The organism is Rhizobium sp. AB2/73 (assembly GCF_020871915.1).
GTDB classification, from domain to species: Bacteria; Pseudomonadota; Alphaproteobacteria; order Rhizobiales; family Rhizobiaceae; genus Rhizobium; species Rhizobium dioscoreae.
Map to the genome: position 1 here is coordinate 23,907 of NZ_CP067071.1, position 15,930 is coordinate 39,836.

The 15,930-nt window shown below is 61.0% G+C and carries 12 protein-coding genes; 10 read left to right on the plus strand and 2 right to left on the minus strand.

Going from position 1 to position 15,930, the window contains the following annotated elements; genetic code table 11:
- Nucleotides 1-64 precede the first annotated feature (64 nt).
- Together I8E17_RS00135 and I8E17_RS00140 are read right to left on the minus strand one after the other, a co-directional pair.
- Nucleotides 65-1,474 (minus strand): adenylate/guanylate cyclase domain-containing protein, encoded by a 1,410-nt coding sequence (locus tag I8E17_RS00135; RefSeq protein WP_113367252.1) that lies wholly within the window; start codon nucleotides 1,472-1,474, stop codon nucleotides 65-67.
- Nucleotides 1,475-1,551: 77 nt separating this feature from the next.
- Entirely contained in the window at nucleotides 1,552-3,840 is a 2,289-nt protein-coding gene (locus I8E17_RS00140) for an NADP-dependent malic enzyme (RefSeq protein ID WP_113367253.1), read from the minus strand.
- Nucleotides 3,841-3,953: 113 nt separating this feature from the next.
- On the opposite strand from I8E17_RS00140, the gene mutS reads away from it, so the two are divergent.
- From mutS to I8E17_RS00190, 10 genes are all read left to right on the plus strand, one after another.
- On the plus strand, nucleotides 3,954-6,695 hold the full coding sequence (gene mutS, locus I8E17_RS00145) for a DNA mismatch repair protein MutS (protein WP_113367254.1): 2,742 nt from the start codon (nucleotides 3,954-3,956) through the stop codon (nucleotides 6,693-6,695).
- 28 nt (nucleotides 6,696-6,723) lie between these two features.
- Nucleotides 6,724-7,017 (plus strand): hypothetical protein, encoded by a 294-nt coding sequence (locus I8E17_RS00150; RefSeq protein WP_069611150.1) that lies wholly within the window; start codon nucleotides 6,724-6,726, stop codon nucleotides 7,015-7,017.
- Nucleotides 7,018-7,176: 159 nt separating this feature from the next.
- Nucleotides 7,177-10,092: a [protein-PII] uridylyltransferase gene (locus I8E17_RS00155; protein ID WP_113367255.1), complete on the plus strand. Its 2,916-nt coding sequence runs from the start codon at nucleotides 7,177-7,179 to the stop codon at nucleotides 10,090-10,092.
- The gene (gene murJ, locus I8E17_RS00160) at nucleotides 10,089-11,690 is read left to right on the plus strand and encodes a murein biosynthesis integral membrane protein MurJ (RefSeq protein WP_113367256.1); all 1,602 of its coding nucleotides are present in this window, start codon (nucleotides 10,089-10,091) and stop codon (nucleotides 11,688-11,690) included. Before I8E17_RS00155 ends, murJ begins: the two co-directional genes overlap by 4 nt.
- A gap of 114 nt (nucleotides 11,691-11,804) precedes the next feature.
- Nucleotides 11,805-12,197: a VOC family protein gene (locus I8E17_RS00165; protein WP_113367257.1), complete on the plus strand. Its 393-nt coding sequence runs from the start codon at nucleotides 11,805-11,807 to the stop codon at nucleotides 12,195-12,197.
- Nucleotides 12,198-12,420: 223 nt separating this feature from the next.
- Nucleotides 12,421-13,485 (plus strand): tryptophan--tRNA ligase, encoded by a 1,065-nt coding sequence (gene trpS / locus I8E17_RS00170; protein ID WP_112722011.1) that lies wholly within the window; start codon nucleotides 12,421-12,423, stop codon nucleotides 13,483-13,485.
- 75 nt (nucleotides 13,486-13,560) lie between these two features.
- Nucleotides 13,561-14,052, plus strand: a complete 492-nt coding sequence (locus I8E17_RS00175) for a universal stress protein (RefSeq protein WP_113367258.1) — start codon at nucleotides 13,561-13,563, stop codon at nucleotides 14,050-14,052.
- A 116-nt stretch (nucleotides 14,053-14,168) separates the two neighbouring features.
- On the plus strand, nucleotides 14,169-14,735 hold the full coding sequence (locus I8E17_RS00180; protein ID WP_069611377.1) for a NifU family protein: 567 nt from the start codon (nucleotides 14,169-14,171) through the stop codon (nucleotides 14,733-14,735).
- 24 nt (nucleotides 14,736-14,759) lie between these two features.
- A complete protein-coding gene (gene tsaB, locus I8E17_RS00185) occupies nucleotides 14,760-15,416 on the plus strand; it encodes a tRNA (adenosine(37)-N6)-threonylcarbamoyltransferase complex dimerization subunit type 1 TsaB (protein ID WP_113367259.1) in 657 nt (218 codons plus the stop codon).
- A gap of 2 nt (nucleotides 15,417-15,418) precedes the next feature.
- Complete coding sequence (locus I8E17_RS00190) at nucleotides 15,419-15,913, plus strand: N-acetyltransferase (RefSeq protein WP_113367260.1); 495 nt, start codon at nucleotides 15,419-15,421, stop codon at nucleotides 15,911-15,913.
- Nucleotides 15,914-15,930: the final 17 nt, after the last annotated feature.

Consider the following 15,930-nt stretch of genomic DNA (forward strand, 5'->3'; position numbering starts at 1 on the left):
TCCGGAATTGCGAGACAACAAAGAGATAGAGCGGTTCGGAGATTCCGTGAAGAGCTGAACGGCTCTAAGGGATCGCGAAAATATCGATCGCATCCGTGATGCCGCGCAGCGCGACATGATGCGATTGCGGCGTGAGGCCGCGCCTCGTCATCAGTTCGGCAGCGCGAGGATGATCGAGCACCGAGCTGGTGGCGAAGATTTCGCGTGACGTGGCGAGGTGTTGGACGCGGGATGCGATATTGACCGTCTGCCCGAAATAATCCTGTCGTTCGTTCAGGCTCACGGCGATGCACGGCCCCTCATGGATGCCGATTTTCAGGAGAAGATCGTCATTGCCGCGCTCTTCATTGAGGCTGAGCATGGCCTCGCGCATCCGCATCGCCGCGATCAGCGCCCGGTCCGGCGTCGGGAAGGTCGCCATGACCGCATCGCCGATGGTCTTGACGACGGCACCCGCTTCCGCCGCTACGATCTCGTGCAGGATGCCAAAATGCGTCTTGACCAGATCGAAGGCCGCGAGATCGCCGACCCTTTCGTATAATTCCGTCGAACCGCGCAGATCGGTGAACAGAAAGGTGAGGCTCGTGATCTTCAGTCGCTGATCGATGTCGATTGTATCCGTGCGGTAGATGTCACGGAAGGTCTGGTTGGAAAGCAGGTGCTTGGCAGTCAGAAATGGCCTGCGCTGTCCCAGCAGGGTGTGAAGAGCCTCGTTGGCCACGCAGATCGATGGCAACACGCGAAGGTCCGTGTGGTTCTCCATTTGAACGCGCAAGGGGCCGGGCCGCAATTCGATGGCCTGACTGTGACGGTGCATGCGATCGAAAACGAGCGAGAGAGCCTGTCGCTCCTTCGATGGTTCTCCCTTCACATCGAGGAATTGCGCCGCATGCGTGACCGGCTCGAAGATGATGGTGAATTCCGCCGGCAATTGAAGCGATATGACCGCTTTCTCGCCCGGCGGCAGTTCCAGGGATTCCAAAACGAACTGATCGACTTTTTCTTCGTAACCCTCGTCGGGAAGGTCGATGCCTGAGCCCCAATAAATCTGGCGGAAATATTCGAGCGGCGGCAGGTCGTGCGGATTGTGCGCTTCTATGTGGCGCACGCGCGGACTGACGGTGAAGGTGACTTCGACCATCTCGTCGAGCGTCGGCTCGTATCCGGCTGCGCAAAGCGTACAGTTATAGGTGTCGCTTTGCACGGTTTTGAGCGAAGTATTGGCATCCAACACTCCGCCGCAGCCGGGGCAAAGAACATTCCATGACATCTCGAACAGGCCGAGGCGCGAGGCGTGCAGGAAGGCATTGACGGCCTGTTCTTCATCGAAGCCGTGGTCTGCCGCAAAGGCGAGCGCGTTCACACGGTTGAGCTTGCGGTCGGGTGCCTCAAGAACGAGCCGCTCGATAGCATCGACAATGTCAGGCTGCGCTGAATGGCGCAGCACTCCGAACAGGACCTGAGCTTCACTCATCCTCCTATTTTACACCGAATTGATGCGACAGCCCATCACCTTTGTTGGGTCGCCGGCTCAGTCTTATGGGGTAGTGGTTACGATCCCGCGCCATAGGCCGCGATGGCGGCCATGTTGACGATATCGGAATCCTTGGCGCCCATCGATGTGATCTGCACCGGCTTGTCGAGGCCGACGAGCAGAGGCCCGATGACCGTGGAGCCGCCGAGCTCCTGCAGCATCTTGGTGGAGATCGCCGCAGAGTGGAAAGCCGGCATGACAAGCACGTTTGCCGGTCCGGAGAGCCGCGAGAAAGGATAAAGGCTTTCCATGAGCTTGCGGTCCAGCGCCACGTCCGCCGCCATTTCACCGTCGAATTCAAAATTGACGTATCGCTTGTCGAGAATGTTCACTGCTTCACGCACCCGCTCGGAACGTTCGCCCGGGGGATGGCCGAAGGTGGAATAAGCGAGCATGGCGACGCGGGGCTCATAGCCCATGCGCCGTGCGAAACCGGCGGCTTCTTCAGCGATATCGGCCAGTTCTTCGGAGGTCGGCATGTCGTGCACGGCGGTATCGGCGACGAAGACGGTGCGGCCGCGGGCAAGCACGATCGATATGCCGATGACCCGGTGTCCCGGCTTGGCGTCGATGCAGCGGCGCACGTCTCCAAGCGCTGTCGAATAGTTGCGCGTCACGCCCGTCACCATGCCGTCGGCGTCTCCCAGCGCCACCATGCAGGCGGCGAAGTGATTACGGTCGTTGTGGATGAGGCGTGTCACGTCGCGATGCAGGTAGCCTTGGCGCTGCAGCCGGGCATAGAGATAGTCGATATAGGCGTCGCCACGCTTGGAAATGCGCGCGTTGACGATTTCGAGGCCGGGACGGTTGAGATCGATGCCGGCGCGTTCGGCTGTGGCCTCGATCAGATCCTCGCGGCCGAGCAGGATCGCCGTGCCGAGCCCCTGATTGGCGTAGGAGAGGGCGGCGCGCATGACCTGCTCTTCTTCCGCTTCGGCAAAGACGATGCGCTTCTGGTGCCGGCGGACACGCTCGTAGAGCTGCGCCAGTGTCGAAGCAATCGGATCCCGTCGGGCAGAGAGTTCGCGCGCATAAGCGGCCATGTCGGCGATTTCGCGGCGCGCGACGCCGCTCTCGATCGCGGCTTTTGCGACAGCCACCGGAATTGCCGAGATGAGCCGCGGGTCGAAGGGTACAGGGATGATATACTGCGCGCCGAAGCGCGGCCGCGCGCCCTGATAGGCGGCGACAACATCGTCGGGCACGTCTTCGCGCGCAAGGCTCGCCAGCGCGTTGACGGCGGCGATCTTCATCTCGTCGTTGATGGTGGTGGCGCGCACGTCGAGGGCGCCGCGGAAGATATAGGGAAAACCGAGGACGTTGTTGACCTGGTTCGGATAGTCGGAGCGCCCCGTCGCCATGATGGCGTCGTCGCGGATGCGGGCGACTTCTTCCGGCGTGATTTCCGGATCCGGATTGGCCATGGCGAAAATGATCGGCCGGTCGGCCATGGAGCGGATCATATCCTCGGAAAAGGCGCCCTTCTGCGACAGGCCGAACACGACGTCGGCGCCCTTCATCGCTTCCGCCAGCGTGCGCTTGTCGGTCTTGACGGCATGTGCCGACTTCCACTGGTTCATGCCTTCGCTGCGGCCCTGGTAGATCACGCCCTTGGTGTCGCAGAGGACGATGTTTTCCGGGGCGAAGCCCATCGACTTGATCAGCTCGATGCAGGCGATGGCGGCAGCGCCGGCGCCGTTGCAGACGAGCTTGGTGGTCTTCAGGTCGCGGCCGGTGAGTTCGAGGGCGTTGATGAGGCCAGCAGCGGCGATGATGGCGGTTCCGTGCTGGTCGTCGTGGAACACGGGGATATCCATGAGCTCGCGCAGGCGCTGCTCGATGATGAAGCAATCGGGTGCCTTGATATCTTCCAGATTGATGCCGCCGAAGGAGGGGCCGAGATAGCGCACGCAATTGATGAATTCGTCGACATTCTCGGTGTCGATCTCGAGATCGATCGAATCGACGTCGGCGAAGCGCTTGAACAGCACCGATTTGCCTTCCATGACCGGCTTGGAGGCGAGTGCGCCGAGATTGCCGAGGCCGAGAATGGCTGTGCCGTTCGAAATGACGGCGACCATGTTGCCGCGCGAGGTATAGTCGTAGGCGGTGGCTGGATCCGCTGCGATCGCTTTTACGGGAACGGCGACACCGGGCGAATAGGCGAGGGAAAGATCGCGTTGTGTCGCCATCGGCTTGGTCGGATTGATCTCAAGCTTGCCGGGGCGCCCGTTCTTGTGGAAGTCCAGCGCTTCCTGATCGGTGATCCCCGTTCCCGGACGCGACTTGCTCTTGCTGTCAGCCATTGTTCCTCCAAACCTCCTGTGGGCGACCGGTCCCTCTTGTCCGATAGCTGTTGTCTTCTATAGCGGCGCGCGGATAGGGTGGCACCTCATTTTTTTGGAAAAACTGCACCTCCGTGAACGAACGTATTAACGCCAGCATCGATGCTTTCTCGGCCGCCGAGCTTGCCTCGGAGGAAAGCCGTGCCTCGGCCACTCCGATGATGGAGCAATATATCGAGATCAAGGCGAACAATCCCGGTTCGCTGCTGTTCTATCGCATGGGCGACTTCTACGAACTGTTCTTCGAGGACGCCATCGACGCCTCGCGCGCGCTCGGCATCACGCTCACCAAGCGCGGCCAGCACATGGGGCAGGACATCCCGATGTGCGGCGTTCCTGTTCACGCCGCCGATGACTACCTGCAGAAACTGATTGGTCTCGGCTTTCGCGTTGCTGTCTGCGAGCAGGTGGAGGATCCTGCCGAAGCGAAAAAGCGCGGCGGCAAATCGGTGGTGCGGCGCGATGTCGTACGTCTGGTGACGCCGGGCACGATCACCGAGGAAAAGCTGCTTTCTCCATCGGAATCCAATTATCTGATGGCGCTCACGCGCATCCGCGGTGGCGCCGAGCCGCAGCTGGCGCTTGCCTGGATCGATATTTCGACAGGTGTCTTCCGTCTTGCAGAAACGGAGACGTCGCGGCTGCTCGCCGATATCCTGCGCATCGATCCGAGAGAACTGATCCTGCCGGATACGATGTTTCATGATCCGGAGCTGAAGCCTGTTTTCGATATCCTCGGCCGGACCGCTGTTCCGCAGCCGGCGGTGCTCTTCGACAGCGCCAGCGCCGAGGGACGGATCACGCGTTACTTCGGCGTGTCGACACTCGATGGTTTTGGCACGTTCAGCCGCGCCGAATTGGCTGCGGCTGCCGCTGCCATCGCCTATGTCGAAAAGACCCAGCTCGCCGAGCGGCCCCCGCTGGGGCTGCCGGAACGCGAAAGCGGCGCCTCGACACTTTTCATCGATCCAGCCACGCGCGCCAATCTCGAATTGGTTCGCACACTTTCCGGCGACCGCAACGGCTCGCTGCTGAAGGCGATCGACCGTACCGTGACCGGGGGCGGTGCCCGGCTTCTTGCCGAGCGGCTGATGTCGCCGCTGACCGATCCTCAGCGCATCAATGAGCGTCTGGATTCGATCGGCTTCCTGACCGAGGAGCCATCGCTCTGCAGCGATCTGCGCTCGACATTGAAGCATGTGCCCGACATGCCGCGCGCCCTGTCGCGCCTTGCTCTCGATCGTGGCGGTCCGCGCGATCTCTGGGCGATCCGTCAGGGGCTGGCGGCGGCGGCCGATCTCGCCCGTCTTCTCGGTGGCGCCTTGCTGCCGGAAGAACTTGACGCTGCATTGGCCGGGCTGAAAGCTTTGCCAGCCGGTCTTGAAGCGATGCTGGCCGCCATGCTCGCCGACGAACTGCCGCTGCTGAAACGGGACGGCGGCTTCTTAAAGGAAGGAGCGAATGCCGAGCTCGACGAAGTGCGGGCGTTGCGCGACCAGTCGCGCCGCGTCATCGCCGGCCTGCAGCTGCAATATGCCGAGGAGACCGGCATCAAGTCGCTGAAGATCAAGCACAATAATGTGCTCGGCTATTTTATCGAGGTCACCGCCGGCAATGCCGGTCCGATGACGGACACCAGCGAAGCCAAGGCGCGCTTCATCCACCGCCAGACCATGGCGAATGCCATGCGCTTCACCACAACCGAACTTGCCGATCTTGAAAGCCGCATTGCCAATGCCGCCGACAAGGCGCTGGCGATCGAGCTCGAGGCCTTCGATCGCATGGTTGCGGCCGTGGTGGCCGCTGCCGAGGCGATCAAGATCGGTGCGCGCGCGCTGTCGGTGATCGATGTCGCAGCCGGGCTTGCGCTCCTCGCTGAGGAACAGGCCTATTGCCGGCCCGTCGTCGATGGCAGCCGCATGTTCGCGATCGAAGGCGGCCGTCATCCAGTCGTCGAACAGGCGCTGCGCCGTCAGGCCGGCGGTCCGTTCGTCGCCAACAATTGCGATCTTTCGCCGAAATCCGACGGCAAGGATGGCGCCATCTGGCTGCTGACCGGCCCGAACATGGGCGGTAAATCCACCTTCCTGCGCCAGAATGCTTTGATCGCCATTCTCGCGCAGATGGGCTCCTTCGTGCCAGCCGCTTCGGCTCATATCGGCATCGTCGACCGCCTCTTCTCGCGCGTCGGCGCTTCCGACGATCTGGCCCGTGGCCGCTCGACCTTCATGGTCGAAATGGTCGAGACGGCGGCGATCCTCAATCAGGCGACGGAACGTTCGCTTGTGATCCTCGACGAGATCGGTCGCGGCACCGCGACCTTCGACGGTCTTTCGATCGCATGGGCAGCCGTCGAGCATTTGCATGAAGCCAACCGGTGCCGCGGCCTTTTCGCCACGCATTTCCATGAACTGACCGTGCTCTCGGAAAAGCTCGGCCGGCTTTCCAATGCCACCATGCGCGTTAAGGAATGGGATGGCGATGTCATCTTCCTGCACGAGGTTGGGCCGGGGGCTGCCGATCGCTCCTACGGTATCCAGGTGGCGCGACTCGCCGGCCTGCCGGCTTCCGTGGTGGCGCGCGCCCGCGATGTCCTGACGCGGCTTGAAGATGCCGACCGCAAGAATCCGGCAAGCCAGCTCATCGATGATCTGCCTCTCTTCCAGGTGGCCGTCCGCAGGGAGGAAGCCGTTGGCCGGCGCGAGCCGTCCAAGGTCGAGGAACGGCTGAAAGCACTGGATTTGGACGATCTGACGCCGCGAGCCGCCCTCGATGTGCTCTATGAACTGAAGAAAACGCTTACCAAGACCAGTTGACCGCAGGCGATATTCCAAAGGCAATACGATGTATCTCGAAGTTCTTCTCGCCGAAGTCCGCACTCTGGGTGAGCGCTTCTCTCCGATCGCCGCGCGTGGCAAGATCTGCGGCGAGGGGGAGCCCCCGGATTGTGAATCTGACCGCGGCCTCCTCGATATCACGCTGTCCTGCAGCCGCATTTCCGATATTTGCTCGAAGATCGCCAAGGCCGGTTATTGGGAATGCGAGCGCGAAATGGTGACGCAGATCGGCGCTCAATCGCGAAACATATTATATAGTTTGAACGAGCTCAGACGGACGCTTGAGCCTGCAAGGCCCTAAAACTGCCGATTTCTGCGTCGATGGCCGTCCACGCTTCGTCAACCTTGGCCCGATAGGAATCTTGAGGATCGTCGATTCGAGATGATCGGCTCCAGCTGACTTTGGGGGATGCGGGCGTAGAATGCCTGTGTCAATCGCTGGGCAAAGAGGCTATAGCGCATGCAGACGAAAAGATGGGCGCGCCGGCAACGGGCCGCGGTCAGCGAAGAGAAAGCCGATCGGCAGAGCATGGAAACGCATCATATTGATTTTTCGACCGTTCTCGATGTATCCGCGCTGAAGGCGGAGTGCGAGGCCCTCGCCAAACGCCACCTGGATAAGAATGAAGAGCGCTCCGCACTGCTGGCGCTGTTGAAAAAGGCAAGCCAGGATGGACGGGAAGAAGCGCGGCGGTTGCTGATCGCCGACGGCAGCGGGCTCAATTGCGCGCACCGTATTTCCTGGCTGCAGGATCAGATCATCACCGTCCTCTACGATTTCACCGTCCATCACGTCTATCCGAAGCAGGCAGGCGCCTTCTCCGTCACCGCCGTCGGCGGCTATGGCCGCGATACGCTGGCGCCGGGCTCCGATATCGACCTTCTCTTCCTCTTCCGGCCGAAGCCGGAGAGCGAGACGCACAAGGCGGTCGAATTCATTCTCTATATGCTTTGGGACATGGGTTTCAAAGTCGGCCATGCCACGCGCACGGTCGAGGAGTGCATCCGAGAGGCCAAGTCCGACATGACGGTGCGCACCGCCATTCTCGAGACTCGCTATATCTGCGGCAACATCGCGCTGGAGCGCGAGCTGCAAGCCCGTTTCGACAAGGAGATCGTCACCAATACCGGACCGGAATTCATCGCCGCCAAGCTCGCCGAGCGTGACGAGCGCCACCGCAAGGCGGGCGACACCCGTTATCTGGTCGAGCCCAACGTCAAGGAAGGCAAGGGTGGCCTGCGCGACCTGCACACGCTGTTCTGGATCTCGAAATATTACTATCACGTCCGCGATCCAGCCGAACTGGTGAAGCTCGGCGTGCTCTCGAAACAGGAATACCGTCTCTTTGAGAAGGCCGAGGATTTCCTCTGGGCCGTGCGCTGCCATATGCATTTCCTGACCGGCAAGGCGGAAGAGCGGCTTTCCTTCGATATCCAGCGCGATATCGCCGCAGCCCTCGACTATAACGCCCGCCCGGGCCTTTCGGCCGTCGAGCGCTTCATGAAGCACTATTTCCTCGTCGCGAAGGATGTCGGCGATCTCACCCGCATCCTCTGCGCAGCGTTGGAGGATCAGCAGGCGAAGGCCACTCCAGGCCTCACCGGCGTCATCAGCCGTTTTGCCAACCGCTCGCGCAAGATTCCCGGCACCGTCGAGTTCGTCGAAGACCGTGGCCGCATCGCGCTTGCCAATCCCGATGTCTTCAAGCGCGATCCGGTCAGTCTCATCCGGCTGTTCTTCGTTGCCGATATCAATGGGCTGGAATTCCATCCGGACGCGTTGAAGCGCGTCACCCGCTCGCTGAACCTTATCGACAACGATCTGCGCGAGAACGAGGAGGCGAACCGGCTCTTCCTCTCCATCCTCACCTCGAAGCGCGATCCCGCGCTGATCCTGCGCCGCATGAACGAGGCCGGCGTGCTCGGCCGCTTCATTCCGGAATTCGGCAAGATCGTCTCGATGATGCAGTTCAACATGTATCATCACTACACGGTGGACGAGCATCTGATCCGCGCCGTCGAGGTGCTGTCGGAGATCGACAAGGGCAAGGCCGAGGATATTCATCCGCTCACCAACAAGCTGATGCCCAATATCGAGGATCGCGACGCTCTCTATGTCGCCGTCCTCCTGCACGACATCGCCAAGGGCCGCGAGGAGGACCACTCGGAAGCCGGTGCCGCAGTTGCACGCAAGCTTTGCCCGCGCTTCGGCCTTTCGCCGAAGCAGACGGAGCTGGTGGTCTGGCTGATCGCGGAACATCTGACCATGTCGATGGTCGCCCAGACACGCGACCTGACCGACCGCAAGACCATCATCGATTTCGCCGACCGGGTGCAGTCGCTTGACCGGTTGAAGATGCTGCTGATCCTGACCGTCTGTGACATCCGCGCCGTCGGCCCCGGCGTCTGGAACGGTTGGAAAGGCCAGCTGTTGCGCACGCTCTATTATGAAACCGAGCTGCTGCTGTCAGGAGGGTTCTCCGAAGTCTCGCGCAAGGAACGCGCCGAGGCTGCCGCCGAAGCGCTTGAACACGCACTCGCGGATTGGAGCCAGAAGGAGCGCAAGGCTTACGTCAAGCTGCACTATCAGCCCTATTTGCTGTCCGTGCCGCTGGAAGATCAGGTTCGCCATACCCAGTTCATGCGTGAATCCGACAAGGCGGGGAAGGTCCTCGCCACCATGGTGCGCACCGACAGCTTCCACGCCATCACCGAGATCACCGTGCTCTCGCCTGACCATCCGCGTCTTTTGACCGTGATTGCCGGCGCCTGCGCCGCCGCGGGCGCTAATATCGCCGATGCGCAGATCTTCACGACATCGGATGGCCGCGCGCTCGACACAATCCATGTCAGCCGCGAATTCCCCGATGATGCCGACGAACTGCGCCGCGCCGGCACCATCGGCAAGATGATCGAGGACGTGCTGGCCGGCCGCAAGCGGCTGCCGGAGGTCATCGCGACCCGGACGAAGAACCGCCGCAAGAACAAGGCTTTCGTCATCCCGCCGTCGGTCATCATCACCAACAGCCTCTCCAACAAGTTCACGGTCATCGAGGTCGAATGCCTCGACCGCCCCGGCCTGCTGTCGGAAATCACGGCCGTTCTTTCGGACCTGTCGCTCGATATTCAGTCTGCCCGCATCACCACCTTCGGCGAAAAGGTCATCGATACCTTCTATGTCGCCGACCTGGTGGGTCAGAAGATTTCCAACGAGAACAGGCGAGCCTATATCACCGCACGCCTGAAAGCCGTCATGGCCGGCGAGGAGGATGAAATGCGCGAACGCATGCCGTCAGGCATCATCGCGCCCGCCGCCACGCGCGGTGTCGCTGTCGAAAAGTCAGACACTGAGAAGAAAGCCGGTTCTGCCGCATGAGCCTAGTCAAGAAATTCATCACGGTCGGCGGCGCGACGCTTGGCAGCCGCATCTTCGGCTTCGCCCGCGAAACGCTGATGGCCGCCGCCCTAGGCACCGGACCGATGGCCGACGTCTTCTACGCCGCCTTCCGCTTTCCGAACCTCTTCCGCCGTCTGTTTGCCGAAGGCGCCTTCAACGCCGCCTTCGTGCCGCTCTTCGCCAAGGAAATCGAGGCGAATGGCATCGACGGCGCCAAGCGCTTCTCGGAAGAAGTGTTCGGCGTTCTCTTCTCGGTCCTGCTGCTGATCACCATCGTCATGGAACTGGCCATGCCGCTCCTGGTGCGTTGGGTCATCGCACCTGGTTTCGCCGACGATGCCGAGAAATTTGACCTGACGGTCCGGTTGGCCGCCGTGATGTTCCCTTATCTCATGTCGATGTCGCTGACGGCGATGATGAGCGGCATGCTGAATTCGCTGCATCATTTCTTCGCTGCCGCCGTGGCTCCGATCTTCCTAAACCTGGTGATGATCAGTGCGCTGTTCTATGCGATTTACTACGGCGCCGATCCGCTGAGCACAGCCTGGTACTTGTCCTGGTCGGTACTGGTGGCAGGCGTGCTGCAGCTGGCGGTCGTCTATATCGGCGTGCGTCATGCCGGAATCAGTATCGGTCTGCGCTTTCCGCGCTTCACGCCCAATGTCAAACGGCTCCTGCTTCTTGCGATCCCGGCGGCCATCACCGGCGGCGTCACTCAGATCAATCTGGTAATCGGCCAGGCAATTGCCTCGGGCAAGGAAGGCGCGATCGCCGCCCTGCAATACGCAGACCGCATCTATCAGTTGCCGCTCGGCGTCGTCGGCGTCGCGGTCGGAATCGTACTTCTGCCGGAACTAGCCCGCTCGCTGAAGTCAGGCCATATCAAGGAAGCCGCCAATATCCAGAACCGCTCGATCGAGTTTGTGCTGTTCCTGACCCTGCCGGCCGCTGTCGCCCTCTGGCTGCTCTCCGATGATATCATCCGCGTGCTTTACGAGCGTGGCGCCTTTAACTCGGAAAATACAAAGCTGGTCGGCTCTATTCTCGCAATCTTTGGCCTTGGCCTGCCGGCTTTCGTGCTGATCAAGGCACTGCAGCCCGGCTTTTATGCCCGCGAAGATACGAAATCGCCGATGCGCTACACGGCGGTCGCGGTAGCCGTCAATTCGGCGCTGTCCATCTTGCTTTTCCCGGTGCTGGCCGAACGCGGCATTGCGCTCGCTGAGGCGGTTGCCGGATGGCTGAACGCCGTGCAGCTCTTCGTCACGCTCTATCGCCGAGGACATCTCGCCTGGGAATGGTCGCTGGCGCGCCGCACTGTGATGCTGCTCGTATCCTCCGCCGTCATGGGCGGCGTTATCGTATATTTGTCTGATCGCTGGGAGCCGCTTCTGGGGGGGGGCTCGTCGCTGCTCATCAAAACCGGCATCCTGGGCTTGCTCATATTGATTGCGATGGCGGTGTATTTCATTGTCGCCTTCCTGATCGGCGGCGTGGATTTGGGCATGGTACGCCGCAATTTGAAGCGCAAGCGGGCCGCGACCGCTCCAGATGCCAAGGTGGCGAACGGGGAATAACAAAGGCTCCTTCGCCGGATCGAACGGTGCGAGATTGAATCCGTTTTATAGGTTTTTATTTCGAGCCGAGAATCGTAGTTAATGCTGCGCGCCAGTAAATAACACGGAGTCCCCATGCCCCAATCTCTCTTCCTCGTCGCCCTCGTCGTCGATGACTATGATCGCGCCAAAGCCTTCTATTGCGATGCCCTCGGCTTCGAGTGCTTGGCCGACGAGGTGCAGCCGGAGGGCAAGCGCTGGGTTGTCGTCAGGCCGAAAGGCGGGGAAGGGGCAGCATTATTGCTCGCCCAGGCCGCCAGCGACAGCCAGCGCGCGGCGATCGGCAACCAGACCGGCGGTCGCGTCGGTTTCTTCCTCAAGACCGATGATTTCGCCCGCGATCATGCCGCGATGAAGGCAAAGGGTGTGCGTTTTCTGGAGGAGCCGCGCCATGAAGTCTATGGCACCGTGGCAGTCTTTGCCGATCCCTATGGCAATACCTGGGACCTGATCCAGCATTCTTCCTGAGACTCTGTCACATGGCCCCTTGATCCCAGTCGATCCCGCGTGCATAAGCCGCTCGAAACCAGGGGTCGAGCGCGAGCTCACCTAGAGCCGGATGATTTTCGGTCGCTTTGACCGAAAATCATCCGGCTCTAAAATCAAAGAAATAGAGCGTGATGTCGTCCGAAAACCGCATACACTTTTCGGCATCATGCTCTGGGCCCTCCACAAGCCTTTTGAGGACGACATGACCGAATTCAAGCCGCTCGTATTCTCCGGCGTTCAGCCTACCGGCAACCTCCACCTCGGCAACTATCTCGGCGCAATCCGCAAGTTCGTGGCGCTGCAGGCCAACAACGACTGCATCTACTGCGTCGTCGACATGCATGCGTTGACGGCGCAACTGGTCCATGAGGACATGCCGAACCAGACGCGCTCGATCACCGCGGCCTTCCTCGCCGCCGGCATCGATCCGGAAAAGCACATCGTCTTCAATCAGTCGGCCGTGCCCGGCCATGCCGAGCTTGCCTGGATCTTCAACTGCGTCGCCCGCATCGGCTGGATGAACCGCATGACGCAGTTCAAGGACAAGGCCGGCAAGGACCGCGAGCAGGCTTCGCTCGGCCTTTATGCCTATCCGAGCTTGATGGCCGCCGACATCCTGCTCTATCGTGCTACCCACGTTCCGGTCGGCGACGACCAGAAGCAGCATCTGGAGCTGACCCGCGACATCGCCATGAAGTTCAATCTGGACTACATGGAGCATATTCGCCGCACGGGCTACGGCATCGACATCACCGTCGGGGACGAGCCGGTGCATGCCTATTTCCCGATGGTCGAGCCGCTGATCGATGGCCCGGCGCCGCGCGTCATGTCGCTGCGTGACGGCACGAAGAAGATGTCGAAATCCGACGCATCGGATCTCTCGCGCATCAATCTGCTCGACGACGAGGAAAACATCTCGAAGAAGATCCGCAAGGCCAAGACCGATCCGGATGGCTTGCCGAGCGAAATCGCCGGTCTTGCCGGCCGTCCCGAGGCCGACAATCTGGTCGGCATCTATGCGGCGCTTGCCGACAAGTCGAAGGCTGACGTTCTCTCGGAATTCGGCGGTCAGCAATTCTCGGTCTTCAAGCCGGCGCTGGTCGATCTCGCCGTGCATGTGCTTTCGCCGATCACGATGGAAATGCGCCGCCTGATGGCCGACCCTGGCCATATCGACGCCGTTCTGCGCGATGGCAGCGCCCGCGCCCGCGCCCGCGCCGACGTGACCATGAAGCAGATTCGCGACATTATCGGCTTTCTCTATTGATGATATCGTCATGCAAGCTTCTCGGTCCCAAACGGGGGCTTGCAAAACGCTGCCTTCGGGTGTCAGAGTCGCCGCATGGTTTCAAAACGTCTCTCACGGCTCGAAGGTCATCGCCGCAAGTTCATGGCGGTCATCGACGGCACGCCTGAATGCCAGCGCGCCGTCCATTATGCCGGCCGGCGCGCCAAGAATTCCAATGGCGGCCTCGTGCTGCTCTATGTGATCCCCGAGGGCGACTTCCAGCAATGGCTTGGGGTCGAGGAGATCATGCGGGCGGAAGCGCGCGAGGAGGCCGAGGCTGCAACCGCAAAGGCTGCGCAAACCGTGCGTGAAAACATCGGCATCGACGCGGAAATCGTCATCCGCGAAGGTGCTGCCGCCGAGCAGATCAATGCCGTCATTGAGGATGACCGGGATATCGCTCTTCTCGTGCTTGCCGCCGGTTCCGCCAAGGAAGGCCCAGGCCCGCTCGTCTCGTCGATCGCCGGTCGTGCCGCCGCTTTCCCGATCCCGGTGACGGTGCTCCCGGATACGCTGAGCAATGAGGAAATCAACGCGCTGAGTTGATCGCGTGTGCCTTTTCTTGAGAAACACTCTCTTGAATAGAATGGCCAAAAGGCCTATTTTCTTTTGAAATATTCTAAAGTCGGGATCGGGCGTTTGCCCGCCGCATGGAGATCAAGATGTTCATTCAGACCGAAGCGACGCCGAACCCCGCGACCCTCAAGTTTCTGCCGGGCAAAGTGGTGATGGAAAACGGCACGGCCGAGTTCCGCAGCGCCGAGGAAGCCGAAGCTTCGCCGCTTGCTGCCCGCCTCTTCGAAATCCCGGGCGTGATCGGCGTTTACTTCGGCTATGACTTCATTTCCGTCTCCAAGGAAAATCAGGAATGGCAGCATCTGAAGCCCGCTATCCTCGGTTCGATCATGGAGCACTTCATGTCCGGCAAGCCGGTCATGGGCTCGGCATCCGTTCTGTCCGAAGTGCAGGATGCCGGCGGCGAATTCTTCGATGAAGGTGACGAGGCGATCGTGCTGACCATCAAGGAACTGCTCGATACCCGCGTTCGTCCTGCCGTTGCCCAGGATGGCGGCGACATCACCTTCCGCGGCTTCCGTGACGGCAAGGTCTACCTCAACATGAAGGGATCGTGCTCGGGCTGCCCGTCCTCCACGGCAACTCTGAAGCACGGCGTGCAGAACCTGCTGCGCCATTTCGTCCCGGAAGTGCAGGAAGTCGAAGCCGTCTAATCCCGGCCTAGCGGAAAAATTGAAATGATCGTACTGGCGCTCGACACGGCAGGTGTGGATTGCGCTGCCGCTGTGTATGATAGCGGCAGTGATTCTGTGATGGGGGAGGTCACGGAAACGATCGGACGGGGACACGCCGAGCATCTGATGCACGTTGTCGACGAGGCGCTGGCGAAAGCCGGTGTGGCGCTTTCGGCCATTGAGCGTGTTGTCGTGACCGTCGGTCCCGGTTCCTTCACCGGCATCCGCATTGGCGTTGCAGCCGCGCGCGGTTTTGCACTTTCCCTTAATGTTCCAGCGGTTGGCGTCACGACCCTCGAGGTCATGGCCGCGACCGCCAGAGCGCAGAATCCGGGCAAGTCGGTTCTGGCTGCCATCGATGCCAAGCGCGAGGAGATTTATCTCCAGAGCTTCGATGCCGATGGCAAGCCGCTGGACGAGGCTCGGGCGGTAATGATCGACGAAGCGCGGGCAATCGCTGGCGCCTTCGATGGGATCGTCACCGGAACGGCCGTCGCCCGGTTGAGCGACGCGCCGCCTGCGGAGCGGCCAGACGCATTTCCGATTGCCATCGTCGCCCGGCTGGGCGCTGGCAAGCCTGCCGGCGAAAAGCCGAAGCCGCTTTATCTTCGCGGACCCGATGCCAGACCGCAGGCCGGATACGCAGTTGCCAGGCAATAGACATGCTCGAATCCTATCTGACCTTGAAAGCCGAATACGAAATCGTCCCGATGGAACTGAAGGATTGCGCCGAAGTGGCGCTCCTGCATGGCGAACGCTTCCCGCGGGTATGGGACGAAACTGAATTTCAGGGTCTCCTTTCGCAGGAGACCACCTTCGGCTTCGTTGCCCGCCAGACCAATGCCATCCTCAAAAAGGCGCTTCCCGGCTTCGTGCTGGCCCGGCATGTGGCGGGCGAGGGCGAAATCCTGGCGATCGCCGTCAACGCCAAACTTGGACGCTCCGGTCTTGGCTGGCGCCTCATGCAGGCGGCGTTGCGTGAAACCCGCAATCGCGGCGGCGAAACTATGTTTCTCGAAGTCGACGGCAGCAACCAGCCGGCCCTCGGCCTCTATCGCAAGCTCGGTTTCGAGACGGTCGGCGAGCGCAAGGCCTATTATGCCGGCGAAAACGGACAGAAATCGACGGCGCTTGTCATGCGCCGCGTTCTTCGCTAGTCCCTTGTCACAGTTCA

Excerpts from the sequence above, each read along its gene's own strand:
- I8E17_RS00165 (WP_113367257.1), top strand. The coding sequence starts at position 11,805 with ATGCCCCAATCTCTCTTCCTCGTCGCCCTCGTCGTCGATGACTATGAT.
- murJ (WP_113367256.1), top strand. The coding sequence starts at position 10,089 with ATGAGCCTAGTCAAGAAATTCATCACGGTCGGCGGCGCGACGCTTGGC.
- I8E17_RS00150 (WP_069611150.1), top strand. The coding sequence starts at position 6,724 with ATGTATCTCGAAGTTCTTCTCGCCGAAGTCCGCACTCTGGGTGAGCGC.
- I8E17_RS00140 (WP_113367253.1), bottom strand. The coding sequence starts at position 3,840 with ATGGCTGACAGCAAGAGCAAGTCGCGTCCGGGAACGGGGATCACCGAT.
- I8E17_RS00155 (WP_113367255.1), top strand. The coding sequence starts at position 7,177 with ATGCAGACGAAAAGATGGGCGCGCCGGCAACGGGCCGCGGTCAGCGAA.
- I8E17_RS00175 (WP_113367258.1), top strand. The coding sequence starts at position 13,561 with ATGGTTTCAAAACGTCTCTCACGGCTCGAAGGTCATCGCCGCAAGTTC.
- I8E17_RS00190 (WP_113367260.1), top strand. The coding sequence starts at position 15,419 with ATGCTCGAATCCTATCTGACCTTGAAAGCCGAATACGAAATCGTCCCG.
- trpS (WP_112722011.1), top strand. The coding sequence starts at position 12,421 with ATGACCGAATTCAAGCCGCTCGTATTCTCCGGCGTTCAGCCTACCGGC.
- I8E17_RS00135 (WP_113367252.1), bottom strand. The coding sequence starts at position 1,474 with ATGAGTGAAGCTCAGGTCCTGTTCGGAGTGCTGCGCCATTCAGCGCAG.
- I8E17_RS00180 (WP_069611377.1), top strand. The coding sequence starts at position 14,169 with ATGTTCATTCAGACCGAAGCGACGCCGAACCCCGCGACCCTCAAGTTT.
- tsaB (WP_113367259.1), top strand. The coding sequence starts at position 14,760 with ATGATCGTACTGGCGCTCGACACGGCAGGTGTGGATTGCGCTGCCGCT.